The following is a 15,811-nucleotide window of genomic DNA, read 5'->3' as shown; positions in this document are numbered from 1 at the left end:
GTCACAGCAGTGGAATGACCAGCCCGACGGTGCCAGCGATGAGCAGCGGCACGACAACGTATGCAAACCGGCGTAGAAGCCGCTGTGCACGAGCGCCAGCTGCCAGGTACGGCTCACCCACGGCGATCCATGTGACCATGCCCACCGTCAGTGCGACCATCGTGAGTTCGTAGGCTAATCGGGCGGCGTCTCCCAGATTGAGCCACACATAGTAGATCTCAAAGAAGGCGCGCAGCCAGATAACGTAACAGACGACAGCCGCAAGCGCCAGCACCGCCAGCCACAGTCCCCACACTGCAACGCTGCGCAACCATGTGCGCTCCGCTGGTTGATGATCGATCATTGTGCACCTCGTTCTCGATCACGATATTTCATCATATCAGACGAGCGTGGAGGGATAGGGTGTTGCGCGAGGAATGATATGGTCTTTGAGTAATTATTCCGCTATAGCCCGCGCAGGCGGGCTTCGCCTTGCCTAGCCGAGGGCTTCAGCCCCACGGCTAGCGCGGGATAGCGGATTTATTTCTCAATCTCCATTTCATAACCCTCAGTCTATGGATTCGTAACTGGCGCTACCCTGCCGGTGTATCTCCGTCTCGTATAATCACGCTGATGCATTGCCTATAAGGACAGGTGTGCCAATGAAGACAACTCGCGAGCGCATCGAGGATCTGCGTCGGCGGCGTGAGCGCGCACGCACGACCGATCCGGAGGCTGCGGCGAAGCAGCACGCACGTGGCAAAATGACGGCTCGTGAACGGATCGACAAATTGCTCGATCCCGGTTCATTCGTCGAGCTCGACGCTTTTGCCGTCCATCGCACCACCGCGTTCGGCATGGATCGCCACAAGCCGCTGGGTGATGGGGTGATTACCGGTTATGGTACGATCGATGGTCGGCACGTCTGCCTCTTTTCGCAGGATTTTACCGTGTTTGGCGGATCCCTCGGCGAAGTGTTCGCCGAGAAGATCTGCAAGGTGATGGACCTCTCCCTGCGTATGGGCGTGCCATGTATCGGCTTGAACGACTCCGGCGGCGCACGCATCCAGGAAGGGGTCGTCAGTCTGGGTGGCTATGCGGAGATCTTCTACCGCAATGTGATGGCGTCTGGCGTGGTGCCGCAACTGTCGGTGATCGCCGGACCCTGCGCTGGCGGCGCGGTCTATTCCCCGGCAATGACCGACTTCATCCTCATGGTCAAGGGCAGTTCGCAAATGTTCATCACCGGTCCCGACGTCATCAAGACTGTCACCGGCGAGGATGTCGGCTTTGAGGAACTGGGCGGCGCTATGACGCACAACTCGCGCAGCGGCGTGGCGCATTTCGCCGCCGACAGCGAAGAAGAAGCGTTCGATCAGGTGCGGGCGCTCCTCTCCTTCCTGCCATCGAATAACCTGGAAGATCCGCCCTATGTCCCGCCCGACGACGATCCTGATCGCATGGACGAAAACCTGCAAACGATCATTCCCGACAATCCGCGCAAGCCATACGATATGCTCCAGGTGATCGAAGCGGTTGTCGATGAGGGCAGTTTTCTCGAAGTGCAACCCTTCTGGGCGCGCAATATCATTATCGGCTTTGCGCGTCTCGACGGGCACGCGGTTGGCGTTGTCGCCAATCAACCTGCGCACCTGGCGGGGACGCTCGATATCGACTCATCGGTCAAGGCGGCGCGTTTTGTGCGCTTCTGCGATGCGTTCAACATTCCACTGATCACCTTTGTCGATGTGCCCGGATTCCTGCCCGGAACACAGCAGGAGTATGGCGGCATTATCCGTCATGGCGCAAAGTTGTTGTATGCATACTGCGAGGCGACGGTGCCGAAACTGACTGTGATCACACGCAAAGCGTATGGCGGCGCATACGATGTGATGGCGAGCAAGCATATCCGCGCCGATTTCAACGTTGCCTGGCCCACCGCCGAGATCGCGGTGATGGGCGCCGATGCAGCCGTCAAGATCATCTTCCGCCGTGAACTGGCGCAGGCTGCCGATCCGGCGGCGCGCCTGGCGGAACTGGTCGAAGACTACCAGAACCGCTTCGCCAACCCGTATATCGCTGCCGAGCGCGGGTACCTCGACGATGTCATCGAGCCGCGCGAAACGCGCCCCGCGCTGATCCGCGCGTTGCGTCTGGCGCGCGGGAAACGACAAACCCTGCCGCCGCGCAAACACGGCAACATTCCGCTGTGAACAGGGTTGATGCTGCATATCCGTTGTTCTGATGCCCTGGTTCTCCTCATTTCCCCCGCTCCCTTCTCCCGCTGGCGGGAGAAGGGAGCGCAAGAATCTCTCCCCCTCACTCCGCGTGATCGTTGCTTTCGCCTCCACATCGCGTCCAGCCTCTTGATCCAATCGATACAGCAACACATTGGTTATGCCAGCGTTCTATACTATGAGCGGCGTAGCATGGTGTACCGGTGCAGACTCGCAGTTGCGCCGATGGAACATGAACCATTGGAGGCATCGACCCAAATTCCCTATTGCTTCCCGACAGGGAGTCGTGCTAAGATGAGAGCCGTGCCTGATGCATTATGCACGATCTGTGTTCGGTGCATGCCATGAGTGGGCGAAGTGCTATGGCGGATGTGAGTCACAACGCCGGGCCGGTCGAGCGTGTCGTTGAGTTACATTTGCCCAGCCGACTTGGCTATGAAAAAGTTGCAATGGACGCAGCAGCGTCACTTGCCCGGCGCATGGGATTCAGCGCCGATCGGGTCGATGCATTGCGTACTGCGCTGGCTGAGGCGATTACGAACGCGATTGAGCACGGGAATGCTCACGATGCGCGGATGCGCGTGCTGGTGATGCTGACGGTTCGTCCGTCTGAACTGGTTGTCAGCGTTGCCGATCAGGGATGCAAACCGCTTGAGCTGGCACACCTTTCACCGCCCCCTACGATTGAAGAATCGTTTACACGGGGAGACAAGGGGGGTTGGGGTATCTGGCTGATCCGTGAGTTGATGGACGAGGTGGAGTTTACCACGGCTCCGTCCGGCGGCAATCAGGTACGTATGGTCATTCATCTGGAGAAACAGTCATAAGCATGTACGATCCATCCATCTCGTCCTCGATCGACCTTTCGATACCGAGTGAACTGGGCTATGAGCGGGTTGTGCGCGAAGCAGTCGCTTCATTTGCGCATCGCCTTGGTTTCGCAACCGAACGTGTTGAGGATTTGAAGACCGCAGTCAGTGAGGCATGCCTCAATGCCATCGAGCATGGTAATGCACAGACGCCAGGGCTGCGCGTCGATGTGACGTGTGTCTGGGATGGTTCCGGGTTGACGGTCTGCGTGCAGGATCAGGGATTGAAACCGTATTCCGGTCACGTAACATCGTGTATCGAGCAGCGGTTGCGCGGTGATGCGCCGCCACGCGGTCTCGGTCTGTACCTGATCACGCAACTGGTCGATGCGTGTGGCTTTGAGCCTTCGCCCGGCGGCGGCAATGTGTTGTATATGTGTATGCGCCGTTGTCCAAGGGCGTGATTCATAATGCGGAATTTCCTGTCCTGCTTTGATTTTGACGACGCGGCAACAGCAGGCGCAGGTGGCAGGAGTGATCAGTATGCTGGACGACGACCTGAATGTGCACATTCGTGAGCGAGAAGGTGTGGCGATCATCGATCTGATCGGTGATGTGACAACCTTCGCCGAGGAAAAGATCACGAACGCCTACAATGAAGTTTCACGCAAAGGCGCGCGCAATATCCTGCTGAACTTTCGCCAGAACGACTATATCAATAGCGCTGGCATTGCGATCCTGATCGGGATTGTGACCGAGGTCAACCGCAATAATCAGCGCCTGGCGATGAGTGGTCTCTCGCAGCACTTCCAGAAGATTTTTCGCATGGTCGGTCTGGCGCAGTATGTCGATATCTATCAGGACGAAGACGAGGCGATCCGGGGCTTTACCGCCGCAATGGCGTGATGCGCCGGGTGGGTGGCGATGGGTGATTTCTTTTTATTGTTTGTTCTCTTCGCGGCTCTCCTGCTTCTTGCTGCATACCTGTTGTGGCGCTATTGGGCGACGCTTACGTCGCTCTCTCCTGATGAGGAACGTTTCGAGGAGCGTATCGCTGCGCTGAATGAACGTCAGGCGCACCGGTACAGCGATGAAGAACTGGCGATGCCGGTCACCGAAGAAGATGCCTGGCGCATGATGGTGGAGCGTGGGCGTCGTGCGACACGCCGGGAACGTTCCACGGGGGATTTGATGCGTCGCCGCGCCCGACGCCTGACAGACGGTTCGAGCCGTCTCCTGCCCGACCGTCGTCTGCCGCGCAAACCGGATCATGAGTAACGCCTATCGTTCTCTGCGCACGTCGCCGATAACCTTCCCCAACGGCGAGATTCGCAGCGTTGCTCGCGGTCGTGGCGGGTTCACCAGCGGCAATGGTTGTCCAACCACGCAAACATACGAGCGCGCGCCGAGGGCCGCCAGCCGCTCTTCGAGAGCAGATGCACGCAATGGCGCCGGGACAATCAGCATCGCCAGCGCTGCGCCGGGTCGTCCTCGCTGCCATTCGGCGAGTGCAGGCAGCCACGCCCCGTCGAGCGCAGGTGTGATCACCGCCAGCGCTGTGCCCGACCCGCGTTCGCGCCGCACGACGTCGCCGATGGGCAGCGTCCCTGTGGCACGGACGTCTGCCAGTTCTTCCAGGATGCGCCATAGCTGGCGAGGTCCGCGTCCCGCCTGCACCAGGCGCGGACGTCCATCGTCTGCCAGGAAACCGACAAGCCGTTCTTCATCCAGCGCCTTTGCTGCAAGCGAAGCCGCAATGACGACTGCCAGTTCGAGCGGCGTCTCCCAGAAGTGCGGCGCTTCGGGCAGCGCCGATGATTGGAGCGAAACCGGTGCAGCGACCGTGCCGCTTGTGATCGCAGATTCCTGGTATGCTTCCGCACAGAGATCGAGTGCGATCCAGAGCGTGCCAGCGCGCTCCTGGTCGAACTCTTTGACCATCAACCGGTTGGTGCGCGCAACGGTGGGCCAGTGAATGTGGTTGAGCATGTCACTTGGTGCGTACTCGCGCACGCTACTGGCGTCTGGCGTCGTGTGGCGGCGAAGGATGTCGGCGCGGGCGACACTGCCGGATCGTCCCAGCGGCAATGTCAGCCCTCTCACGTGCGCCAGCGGCGGATAGATGACGATCTGCCGCGTGCGTTCTTCGCGCCATTCGTACTCGAAGATGCCAAAGGGATCGGCGGTGCGCGCCCGTAACGGACCAAGCGTGTAGATGCCGCGCTGTACACACATCGCTCCGGTTGTCCAGGTGCGATGATCGTTGCGATCAACCGAAACAACGCGCCGGGCGCTATAGCCGGGGATGGTTGAGACGTCATCGATCTCCAGCCAGAGCACCGGTAAGTGTGCGCAATTGTGAAGACACCACGTTTCTTCCAGCGTATCGCCCACCTGCGCCCACTTCTGGCTCAGGCGACGATCAAGGTGGAGCCGGGGTCCGACGTATCGTACCCAGCCGTATGATGCCAGCGTGAGGATCAGGCAACTGTACGCCAGGAAAAACAACCAGCGGTACGGGGCGGCAAGCGCAAGCAGCAGCAGCAACGGACCGACAAAAAGCGCTGGCGGTCGCCGCACCCGAATATTTCCGCCGGATGTCAACCAGCGCCATCCCCGACGCCCACCGTCAAGCATGATTCGCGTCACATATCACCGCCCGGAATTCGAGCCAGGGACCATGTGTTCCAGATAGGTCAGCGCCGCCTCACTATCGGCTTTTACGGTGTACAACCGGCGATAGCGCTCGTGCGCGAAATTCTGAGCAAAGATGTACTCGAATTGGGTCAGCAATGGATCGAAATACCCGCCGATATTGACAATAACAATCGGTTTGTTGTGATAGCCAAGCATGCGCAGGGTCATGATTTCCAGCAACTCTTCGAGGGTGCCAAAGCCCCCTGGCAGAGCGACGAACGCATTGGCGCGGTCGTCCATGATCTGCTTGCGTTCGCGCAGGGTGGCGGTCACGATCAACTCGTCCGCCTCACGGTATCCAACTTCGCGTTCGAGCAGCGTCTGCGGAATGACGCCAATGACCCGACCGCCTGCGCCGTGCACGGCGCGCGCAACCGCTCCCATCAATCCGATGCTGCCGCCGCCGTAGACCAGCGTCCATCCACGCCGCGCCATCCCCTCGCCAAAGGTGTGAGCCGCGTCCAGGTAGAGTGCCGGTACATGGTCGCTTGAGGCGCAATAGACGCATACGTGCATTGTTTTGTCTCCTTTGGTGTATTATGATGCCAGGTATCCGCCATCAACCCCCAGCACCTGACCGGTCACGAATGATGCAGCTGGCGACGCCAGCCAGAGGACTGCTTCGGCGACTTCCTCCGGCGTGCCGAGACGTCGCATCGGAATAACCGCAGCGAAACGTTCCGGGTTGCCGCCGCCAGCCTTCGCCAGCATCCCGGTTGCAATCCGTCCCGGCGCCACAGCATTGATGCGCACGCCCTGAGCGGCGTATTCCATGGCAGCAGAACGGGTCAGGGAGATAACCGCTGCTTTTGCTGCGGCATACAGCGCCACGCCGACCGTCGAGTTGCGCGCGCCCGTCGTCGATGCATTGTTGATGATGATACCCTGACCCTGCTTCAGCATCTGCGCCAGTTCATACTTCATGCACAAAAAGGTTCCGCGTACATTTGTGTCGAAAACAGGATCAAACTCGCGCTCGTCCTGATCCGCCAGCGGGGCGACCGGTCCGAACCATCCGGCATTATTGAACGCAATGTCGAGACGGCCAAACGTCGCAACGGTTGTGTCGATCAGGGCGCGCACCGCCACGGGTTGGGTTACATCGGTGGGAACGAACAGCGCCGTTCCCCCCGTCGCCCGGATTGCAGCGACCGTCTCTTCGCCAGTGCTGGCGTTGCGATTGCCGATCACCACCCGCGCGCCATGACGTCCGAACGCTAACGCTGTCGCGCGTCCAATTCCTGAACCTCCACCAGTGATGACCACGACGCTTTCATTGAACATGATCGATGTCCTGAGACGTTGCAACACGATGTTCAAGATCAGCCTGGCACAGGCGACAGTGCATGATACCACGGTGGGATGAAGATCAATTCGGTCGTTACAAACCCAGCAGTCTCGCCAGCAGCGGCGCCAGCAACGTGGTCAATGCGCCATTCAACCCCATTGCCAGCCCTGCAAACGCACCAGCCTCGGCGTGCATCTGCAATGCGCGCGCCGTACCGATCCCGTGCGACGCAACCCCGATCGCCAGACCACGCGCCGCCTGATCGTCTACTCGCAGGCGGTCGAACAACTCTTGTGCGATGACCGCGCCAATGATGCCGGTGACGATCACCAGCACCGCCGTCAGCGATGGCAGCCCGCCGATCTGTTCGGAGATGCCCATTGCAATCGGTGTTGTGACCGACTTGGGCGCCAGGGAACGCAGCGTGACTTCCGATACACCCATGGGACGACCGATGGCGACCACCGATAGGATAGATGTGAGCGAACCGATCAGAAGCGCACCGCTGAGCGGCAGCAGCATGCGGCGCAATCGACCGGCGTAGCGCCAGAGCGGCAACGCCAGCGCTACGGTCGTCGGGCCGAGCAGGAAATGGACGAACTGAGCGCCATCAAAGTAGCGCTGATAGGGTGTGCCGGTCACGGTCAGGAAGACAACCAGGAGAACAACCGAGAGAAGAACCGGATTTGCCAGAGGCCATTGCCCAACCCGCTGATACGCCAGATCTGTCAGATAATAGACCAGGAGTGTGGCGGTCAGCCAGAGGAGCGGGGTCTGCGCCAGGTAGACCCAGATGTCAGTAACGTTCGGCTGCACCTTTGTGTTCCTTTCTGCGTCCGGTCAACCGCACGAGGATCAGCAGTGCGCCGGCAGTCGTTATCATGGTGACGACGGTGCTGATCAACAGGATTGCCACGAGTGCCAGCCATTCGGACTGCATCAGTTGGACATGGTTCATGATGCCGACCCCGGCCGGTACGAAGAAGAGTGGCAGCAGACGCAGCAGCCCCTGCCCGACCTGATCGAGCCAGTCTGGCGCGCCGCGCCACAGCAGCATACCGAACAGAAGCAGCATTCCGAGTACCGGTCCAGGCGCTGGCAGGTTGAGCGCCCGCGCGGTAACCTCGCCTGCGAGTTGACAGACGAGAAGAACGGTCATTCCTCGTACCATGGTCATTTGCTCCCAAGTGTGTGCAGATAACGGTTCGTTGTTGCGGTTCGGCGGACCGATCCGCGAGTTGCGACGTATGAGTCTTGAGATCCGGCATAGCCCGCGCAGGCGGGCTTCGTACCAGCAGCGTGTGGCTTATAATGACTTTACTGCAAAAATGCACCGCTGAGACGCTGAGGGCACAGAGAACTCCAAAAACGAAACAGTTCGGTTCTCAGTTCTCACGCGCCAGCAGGTCGAGCAATTGTTCAGGCGGCAGGTCTGCCAGTGAACGCAGGCGCAGGGTATGGGGCGGCAATGGCAGCGCGTCGAGCAGCGCGACCGGAACTGCGATACAGCGCATACCTGCCGCTTCCGCAGCGCGCATGCCGTTCGGAGAGTCTTCCAGCACGACGCAGGATTCTGGCGCCACATCGAGGCAGGCGGCAGCGCTCAGGAACAGATCAGGAGCGGGTTTGACCCGCAACCCATCGCTCCGGGTGCGCACGCAATGGAAACTGTCTCGTATTCGGTGATGTTCGAGCCATCCCTCGACCCACTCGCGCGACGCGCTTGATGCGACTGCCAGGCGGATACCGCGTTTACGGGCTGCGACGATCAACTCGCGCACGCCAGGTTGAAGCGGTTGCTGTGCGCATAGTGCGACATAACGTTCACGATGTTCGCGTCGCAATGCTTCACGATCAAGGATGACGCCCGTCAATGACTCAAGTTCGCCGTAGGGATCGTAGCCATCGGTTGTGCCAAGCCCGTGCATCCATCGTTCAGGACGAAGATCCGCGCCATACCGGCGGTACTGTTCACTCAGGACGATGAAATCCGGCGTTTCAGTATCAAGGATCAGTCCATCGAAGTCGAAAATCAACGCTTTGAGTGTCACAGATGCTCCTGTGCAAGCAGGGTCAGCACTTCGTTCCGTTCCGGCATCGATGGTTGTGCGCCATGTCTGGTAACCGACAGCGCTCCTGCTGCCAGTCCCCAGCGTATGGCTTCATCGAAGGAACGCCCCTCGCTCAAGGCAACCGCCAGCCCGCCGTTGAATGCATCACCGGCAGCGACCGTATCGACCGGTGTGACGGTGAAGGGAGACCAGAACTGCTCACCTTCGGCATCGGCAGTCAGCGCACCGCAGGCGCCGAGTTTGAGCGCCACTCTGCGGGCGCCACGTGCGATCAAGGCGCGCGCTGCTGCGATTGCTCCCTGGTCATCATGAACGGCGATACCGGTGAGGGTCGTCGCTTCGTGTTCATTGGGGGTTATGATGTCCGCCAGCGCATACAGTTCGTCAGGCAGCGGCAATGCCGGCGCCGGATCGAGAATGACCGTCACTCCGCGCGTGTGCGCAGCGCGTGCCGCCGCAACGACCGTTTCAATCGGCACTTCGAGTTGCAGCAGGAGCGCGCGGGCGCCATCAAGCGCCCGTTCCAGCCGTGGAATATCTGCGATGCTGACAGCGCCATTGGCGCCTGGAACGATCACAATTGTGTTCTCTGCTGTGTCATCGACAGCGATCAGCGCCACTCCTGACGGACCAGGCGTTGTCAGAACGCCATCATCCTGCACCCCAAAGGAGCGAAGGCTGGCGCGCAATTGTTCGCCGAACAGATCATCGCCGACGCGACCGACCATGCGGGTTGGCACGCCGAGCCGGGCGCAGGCGACCGCCTGGTTTGCGCCTTTGCCGCCAGGCGCGGTGAAGAACGTATGACCGGTCAGCGTTTCACCGGGCGTCGGCAGGCGCGGTGTGCGTACCACCAGATCCATGTTGATGCTGCCGAAGACAACAACCGCCACACGCGATCTCCTCATACAAACGGCAGAGTCTCCAGCGCCTATTATACGCGGTATGCGTGAAGGCGATTGTGCGTCGTGGTCAGGCGGTCAGACAGAATCGTTCGCCGTCAGAGGTCGCGTTGTCCAAACGAACGCATCGCCAGTAGCAGCGCAACGGCAGCGTACACCACAGCGTAGATAACCATCGCCTCACTGGGGACGGAAGCGGTTGAAAACGGTCCGGGGAGATTATTCGCCAGCGGCGGTTGCATCAGATAGGCAACGCGTCGCCACAGCGCCTCAACCGGCAACAGCAGACTGGTAATAATGCCGATCCGCACCGCATCGCTCGATTGCAGCAGCGCGCCGATCTGTTCGACCCACGAGCCAATGAACGCCAGCCCATAGAGCAAAAAGAGCGCCACGCCATTCGTCAGCGTCGAGAGGCGCGTGCCGCCAAGGAGCGAGAGAGAGAGGAGAGTCAGGGCTTCAAGCGCCAGCAACGGCAGCCCGACTGCAACATTGGGGGGCCAGTATCCGACGATCAGCCACATCGCAGCAACGACGCCAAGGCTCAGCAGCCCCAGGTACCCCGTCAGCATAAGGGCAAAGCCGATCCATTTGCCAAGCAGCGTCTGCCAGCGGCGGATCGGGCGTGTCACCAGCGCCTGGATGGTATGCGTCGAGATTTCGCCAGCAACTGTATCGACTGAGGCGAAAATTGCCAGCATAATCGTCAGGAAGTGGACCACATAGAGACCGGCGATCAGCAGGAAACTCTGCGCCTGACGCTGGATCGCCAGTGGCGCGTTCCGTTCCATTTCGCGGGCAATCAGCCACACGCCGATGCCAAACAACGCCACAAACAGAGCGCCAATGATCAGCGCCGCCAGCACCATACGTCGCCGCCGCGCTTCGTGAAAGGTTAACCACGTGATGGTCAGAACTGCATTCATCTTAACGTTGAACGTTATAACGTTGAACGTTGAACGTTCCACATTCAACGTTCAAGGCCCAACCTTCGACTTTCAACCTTCAACCTTCCAACCTTCAACCTTCGACCTTCAACCTTCAACCTTCGACTTCCAACCTTCAACCTTCCAACCTTCAACCTTCAACCTTCGACTTCCAACCTTCAACCTTCCAACCTTCAACCTTCGACCTTCAACGTTCCCCGCCTTCGCGGTAGTACACCTGCGCCGCCTCCGTGCGATTGGTAACCCCCAGTTTCTGGAAGATATTCTGCAAATGATATTTCACCGTGCTCTCCTGCACCACCAGTCGTTCGGCGATCTGGGCGTTTGGCATGCCTTCTGCGAGCAGGCGCAACACATCGCGCTCGCGCTGAGTGAGACGCGCGAGCAGACTGGTATGCTGCGTCTGCGATGGATCGGCAGCCTGGCGCACCACGCGCGGAAACACAATCTGCCCATGCGCCACGTTGCGGATCGTCGCAATCGTCTGGCGAGGCGGATCGGTCTTCAGCGCAAACCCATCCGCCTGCAACTCCCACGCCGACTGCAATGCTCCTCCATCGCCAAAGGCGGTCAGAATCACAATCTTGACCGGCATGCCGCGCCGACGGATCTCGCGCAGGCATGACAGTCCATCACGGGTGGGCATCGCCAGATCCATCACCACCACATCCGGTCGTTCGCTCTCGATGAGTGCGAGGAGCGACTCGCCATCGGTTGCAGTGGCGACCACCGTCATATCATTTTCACGTTCCAGCAGACCGCGCAATCCTTCGAGCACCAGTTCGTGGTCGTCAGCAAGGACGACTCGAATCGGACGATTGAGATCGGTCATACTGCCTCCTTCGCCGGCACCCGCACAATCACGCGCGTCCCGTGCCCTGGCCGACTCAGGACCTGCAATTGCCCGCCAACCAGATGGACGCGCTCGCGCATACCTCGCAGTCCAATGTGTTCCTGCCGTTCGGTTGCGCCAGGTCCTTCCAGCGGCGGCGGATCGAATCCGCGACCTTCATCAACAACAATGAGTTCGATCCAGCCCTCGTGCGCTCGAACGCGCACCTCATGGCGATCAACGCCAGCATGCCGGTAACTGTTCGACAGCGCCTCCTGCAGCACACGGTACAGCGCAATCTTGACCGGCAGTTCCACCGGCGGCAGTTCATTTTCGATCTCCAGCGCCACCTGGTTACCGGTCAACGCCTCGTGTTGCATCGCAAGCCCGCGCAGGACGGATGGCAGCGGTCGCATCTCAAACTCAGCCAGGCGAAAACCGCTCAACGTCGCCCGGATCTCCTGCAGTGCGCTCTCCATCAACCCGTTCATACGCTCGATGATCGGTTCGATCTCCCGGCGCAGCGCTGTGTCGCCGTGCTCTTCCAGACGCGCCTGAACCAGCGCCAGATGGGATGAAACGGCGAAGAGTTTTTGAACCGGACCGTCGTGGATGTCGAGAATAATACGCTGGAGTTCTTCCTCGGTCACTGCAAGCATCCGCCGTCCGGCTTGCAATTGCAGACCCCACGTGTGCTGATGGCGATCCTCGACCAGCAGAGTGGCCAGTTCAACCAGCGCCTGCGCCATACTCAGTTCTGATGGTTGCGGCAGCGGCGACGTGGGAGCGAACTCGATCCGCAGACGCCCGACTTCGATGGCGCCTTCGCTGATCGGTATTTCCAGCGTTTGAGCGGCACCGGCGGGGATGCTGGCATTCTCGCACCGCGCAACAACCTGAGCTGGCAGGCGCGGATCGATCCGCAGCAAAAGTTCCGCCCGGGCAGCACCCAGACGACGGCTCAGTTCACCCAGCAGGCGCTGATAGGCATCTGCCAGCGCAAGCGTCGTGTCCATGCCGCTGTTCCACGCCTTTCGAACTCGATGGTGCGAATCCGGCGCGCGCCACTGAAGGGCGGCAGACCGTTTATGCCGGTTGGATCTGCTGTTCCTAACAGTATAGCACGCTGCGTGAAATATGGAACAACATGCAGGTTGACGGGGCTTGACGAAATGTGCACAAAGACGTACTATATACCTGCTCAATTCTGGCATGTACTAACCGGCAGTGTGGCCCCTCGCACGTTCCTTGCAGGGCGCCTTTTGTTTATATTGCACAAAATGTTTACCTCATACGATATTGACATTGCCTGGGACGAAATGTTCACTGCCGATGGGCGCCCGCGCCCGCATTACCTCCCCCTGTACGAGCGACTGACAACGCTCTCCGCCGAGGAGCTCTATCGACGGCAGCAGGCGGCTGATGCCGCATTCCTCAACCAGGGCATCACGTTTGCAGTATACGGTCATGGCGATGGCACAGAGAAAATTTTTCCCTACGATCTGATCCCGCGCATCATTCCTGCGGCGGAATGGTCGGTGATCGAGCGTGGTCTGACGCAGCGTATCACCGCGCTGAACATGTTTCTGCGTGATGTGTACCACGAAGGGCGCATCCTCGCAGATAACGTCGTTCCGCGCGAACTGGTCTACAGTTGCGCCTACTACCGGCGTGAAATGCGGGGCGTGCGGGTTCCGCGCGATGTCTATATTGCGATTGTCGGAACCGATCTCGTGCGCGATGCCGATGGGCGTTTTCTGGTGCTCGAAGACAATCTGCGCGTGCCCAGCGGCGTGTCGTATATGCTGGTCAATCGTCAGGTGATGAAGCGCACCTTCCCGACGCTGTTCGAGCGCTACAATGTCCGTCCAACCGACCATTACGGTCAGGCGTTGCTGGAAACACTGCGTGCTCTCGATCCGCTGCAACGACCGGACCCCACGATTGTGCTGCTTACACCCGGCGTCTACAATTCAGCATATTTCGAGCACACGTTCCTGGCGCGTCAGATGGGGGTGCAACTGGTCGAAGGGCGCGACCTGCTCGTCCACGATAACCGGGTGTATATGCGCACCACAGCAGGATTGCAACGTGTCGATGTCATTTACCGTCGTCTCGACGATGATTTTCTCGATCCGCTGGCATTTCGACCCGACTCGGCGCTTGGCGTGGCGGGGCTGTTCAATGCCTATCGTGCCGGGAATGTGGGTCTGGCAAATGCCATCGGCACCGGCATTGCCGATGACAAGGCGATCTATGCGTATGTGCCGCGCATCATTCGTTATTACCTGGGTGAAGATCCAATCCTGCCGAATGTCGAGACGTATCTGGCGTGCAATGAAACTGATCGGCGCTATATCCTCGACAACCTGGACAAACTTGTTATCAAGGCGGTCGGTGAGTCGGGCGGCTATGGGATGCTGATAGGTCCGCACAGCACCCGTGAGCAGCACGAGGAGTTTCGGCGTCGGATCCTTGCAGCGCCACGCAACTACATCGCGCAACCGACCATCATGCTTTCCCGTGCCGCCTGTTTTGTTGACGGGCGGGTGGAGCCGCGCCATGTTGATCTGCGCCCCTACATCCTGTATGGCGAGAAGATCGTCATTGTGCCGGGGGGGCTGACGCGGGTGGCATTGCGGCGCGGGTCGCTGGTCGTCAATTCATCGCAGGGTGGCGGAAGCAAAGATACCTGGGTGCTCAATGACTAAAACGCCAATGCTCAGCCGGGTCGCCGACAGTCTCTTCTGGATGGCGCGCTATCTGGAGCGTGCCGAACACACGGCGCGCCTGCTTGATGTGCATTTGCATAGCGCGCTCGATCTGACGCCAACCGCCGCCGAGCGGCGCTGGCGTCGCCTGCTGCTGGCGTTGCACAGCCAGCCGCCCGCTGCTGGCGTCACTCCCTATGCGATCACCCAGGCATTGACCTTCGATATGTCCAACAGCGACTCGATCGCGGCATGTATTACGACGGCGCGCGACAATGCCCGTCAGGTGCGTGAGCGCATCAGTTCCGAAATGTGGGAGCAGGTCAACCGCCTCTATCTCCAGATTCGTCATACCTCAATGGAAGAGATGTGGTCGGGTGAACCGCACCTCTTTTTTCGATCGGTCAAAGAAGGCGTTCACCTGTTTCAGGGCATCACCGATGCAACCCTGAGCCATGATGAGGGATGGTGGTTCATTCAGATCGGGCGGTATCTTGAGCGCGCCATGGCGACCGCAGCGTTGCTCGATGTTCATTTCTGTTCGCTCGAAGGATCGGACGCTGAGATGCTCGATTACTTCGAGTGGGTCGCTCTGTTGAAGAGTTGCACGGCGTTCGAGGCGTACTGTAAAGTGTACACTGCCAGCATTCGTCCTGAGGATGTTGCCGAGTTCCTGTTGCTGAATGCCGAGTTCCCGCGTTCGATCCGCTTTGCCGCCGATATGATCCAGGAAGCGGCGCAGTCCATCGGTCGCTCCAGCGCCCACCGCGCTACTGCACGCGTCGAACGCCTTGCCGGTCGTCTGCGCGCAGTACTTGATTATGGTCAGGTGGATGAGATTATGACCGATATGCACACATTTCTGATGTCCATTCGTCGTATGTGCGTCCAGGTGCACGATGAGATCTATCGGGCGTGCATCAGTTATCCGGCGGATGAAGCGTTGAAGGGCGAAGGCGTTCCCTGAGCGTATGCTCCCGGAGCGAAGCGCCTGCCGCTGCGGTCTGCGATAGAAGTACAAATTATGAGTCTCAAAGAATTAAACCCGGTCTGGCTCGCGCAGGCGAGCGTTGCGCCACGTAGCCGAGGGCTTGTTGAACCTCCTCGGACGACCCGCGATCAATAGTGCGCTTCCTACGCGGCGCCCGAAATGGATTTCGGTCTACGAGCGGCGGCCGCAGTGGATTTCGGTCTACAAGTGGCGACCTGCGAGAGACGACCGAAATGATGGTCTTTGAAGAAATAATCCGGTATAGCCCGCGCAGGCGGGCTTCGCCCTGGATAGCCGAGGGCTTATGGTCTTTGAAGAAATAATCCGGTATAGCCCGCGCAGGCGG

18 protein-coding genes are annotated in these 15,811 nt (G+C 59.6%); 7 read left to right on the top strand and 11 right to left on the bottom strand.

All coding sequences use genetic code 11. The features are described 5' to 3' along the window. Position 1: 1 nt before the first annotated feature. The gene (locus tag ROSERS_RS16945; protein ID WP_011957996.1) at positions 2 to 343 is read right to left on the bottom strand and encodes a hypothetical protein; all 342 of its coding nucleotides are present in this window, start codon (positions 341 to 343) and stop codon (positions 2 to 4) included. Between the two features lie 298 nt (positions 344 to 641). On the opposite strand from ROSERS_RS16945, the gene ROSERS_RS16940 reads away from it, so the two are divergent. The 5 genes from ROSERS_RS16940 (at position 642) to ROSERS_RS16920 (ending at position 4,303) form a co-directional block, all read left to right on the top strand. Beyond that, on the top strand, positions 642 to 2,192 hold the full coding sequence (locus ROSERS_RS16940; RefSeq protein ID WP_011957995.1) for an acyl-CoA carboxylase subunit beta: 1,551 nt from the start codon (positions 642 to 644) through the stop codon (positions 2,190 to 2,192). A gap of 386 nt (positions 2,193 to 2,578) precedes the next feature. Then, on the top strand, positions 2,579 to 3,043 hold the full coding sequence (locus ROSERS_RS16935) for an ATP-binding protein (protein WP_157041127.1): 465 nt from the start codon (positions 2,579 to 2,581) through the stop codon (positions 3,041 to 3,043). 2 nt (positions 3,044 to 3,045) lie between these two features. After that, positions 3,046 to 3,489, top strand: a complete 444-nt coding sequence (locus ROSERS_RS24300; RefSeq protein WP_011957993.1) for an ATP-binding protein — start codon at positions 3,046 to 3,048, stop codon at positions 3,487 to 3,489. Between the two features lie 79 nt (positions 3,490 to 3,568). Then, positions 3,569 to 3,931, top strand: a complete 363-nt coding sequence (locus tag ROSERS_RS16925; protein WP_011957992.1) for an STAS domain-containing protein — start codon at positions 3,569 to 3,571, stop codon at positions 3,929 to 3,931. Between the two features lie 18 nt (positions 3,932 to 3,949). Beyond that, on the top strand, positions 3,950 to 4,303 hold the full coding sequence (locus ROSERS_RS16920) for a hypothetical protein (protein WP_157041126.1): 354 nt from the start codon (positions 3,950 to 3,952) through the stop codon (positions 4,301 to 4,303). 3 nt (positions 4,304 to 4,306) lie between these two features. Here the strand turns inward: ROSERS_RS16920 and ROSERS_RS16915 are convergent, their stop codons facing one another. The 10 genes from ROSERS_RS16915 to ROSERS_RS16870 form a co-directional block, all read right to left on the bottom strand. After that, entirely contained in the window at positions 4,307 to 5,674 is a 1,368-nt protein-coding gene (locus ROSERS_RS16915; protein WP_157041125.1) for a DUF58 domain-containing protein, read from the bottom strand. Between the two features lie 3 nt (positions 5,675 to 5,677). Further along, positions 5,678 to 6,238 (bottom strand): TIGR00730 family Rossman fold protein, encoded by a 561-nt coding sequence (locus ROSERS_RS16910; RefSeq protein ID WP_011957989.1) that lies wholly within the window; start codon positions 6,236 to 6,238, stop codon positions 5,678 to 5,680. Between the two features lie 21 nt (positions 6,239 to 6,259). Next, a complete protein-coding gene (locus ROSERS_RS16905) occupies positions 6,260 to 7,006 on the bottom strand; it encodes a glucose 1-dehydrogenase (RefSeq protein ID WP_011957988.1) in 747 nt (248 codons plus the stop codon). Between the two features lie 97 nt (positions 7,007 to 7,103). After that, a complete protein-coding gene (locus ROSERS_RS16900; protein ID WP_011957987.1) occupies positions 7,104 to 7,826 on the bottom strand; it encodes an LrgB family protein in 723 nt (240 codons plus the stop codon). Continuing rightward, entirely contained in the window at positions 7,807 to 8,169 is a 363-nt protein-coding gene (locus ROSERS_RS16895) for a CidA/LrgA family protein (protein ID WP_232282644.1), read from the bottom strand. Before ROSERS_RS16895 ends, ROSERS_RS16900 begins: the two co-directional genes overlap by 20 nt. A 226-nt stretch (positions 8,170 to 8,395) precedes the next feature. After that, entirely contained in the window at positions 8,396 to 9,061 is a 666-nt protein-coding gene (locus tag ROSERS_RS16890) for an HAD family hydrolase (protein WP_011957985.1), read from the bottom strand. After that, the gene (rbsK, locus tag ROSERS_RS16885; protein WP_011957984.1) at positions 9,058 to 9,975 is read right to left on the bottom strand and encodes a ribokinase; all 918 of its coding nucleotides are present in this window, start codon (positions 9,973 to 9,975) and stop codon (positions 9,058 to 9,060) included. Before rbsK ends, ROSERS_RS16890 begins: the two co-directional genes overlap by 4 nt. 107 nt (positions 9,976 to 10,082) lie before the next feature. Beyond that, positions 10,083 to 10,910, bottom strand: coding sequence for an ABC transporter permease (locus tag ROSERS_RS16880; protein ID WP_011957983.1), 828 nt, complete (start codon positions 10,908 to 10,910; stop codon positions 10,083 to 10,085). 208 nt (positions 10,911 to 11,118) lie between these two features. After that, the gene (locus ROSERS_RS16875; protein ID WP_011957982.1) at positions 11,119 to 11,763 is read right to left on the bottom strand and encodes a response regulator transcription factor; all 645 of its coding nucleotides are present in this window, start codon (positions 11,761 to 11,763) and stop codon (positions 11,119 to 11,121) included. After that, positions 11,760 to 12,779: a sensor histidine kinase gene (locus ROSERS_RS16870; protein WP_157041124.1), complete on the bottom strand. Its 1,020-nt coding sequence runs from the start codon at positions 12,777 to 12,779 to the stop codon at positions 11,760 to 11,762. Before ROSERS_RS16870 ends, ROSERS_RS16875 begins: the two co-directional genes overlap by 4 nt. 264 nt (positions 12,780 to 13,043) lie before the next feature. On the opposite strand from ROSERS_RS16870, the gene ROSERS_RS16865 reads away from it, so the two are divergent. Both ROSERS_RS16865 and ROSERS_RS16860 read left to right on the top strand, forming a co-directional pair. After that, entirely contained in the window at positions 13,044 to 14,474 is a 1,431-nt protein-coding gene (locus ROSERS_RS16865) for a circularly permuted type 2 ATP-grasp protein (RefSeq protein ID WP_011957980.1), read from the top strand. Next, positions 14,467 to 15,441, top strand: coding sequence for an alpha-E domain-containing protein (locus tag ROSERS_RS16860; protein ID WP_011957979.1), 975 nt, complete (start codon positions 14,467 to 14,469; stop codon positions 15,439 to 15,441). Before ROSERS_RS16865 ends, ROSERS_RS16860 begins: the two co-directional genes overlap by 8 nt. Positions 15,442 to 15,811 lie beyond the last annotated feature (370 nt).

Origin of the sequence: Roseiflexus sp. RS-1, from assembly GCF_000016665.1 — a bacterium.
Classification (GTDB): domain Bacteria; phylum Chloroflexota; class Chloroflexia; order Chloroflexales; family Roseiflexaceae; genus Roseiflexus.
This window is presented reverse-complemented; position numbering and strand designations above follow the sequence as displayed.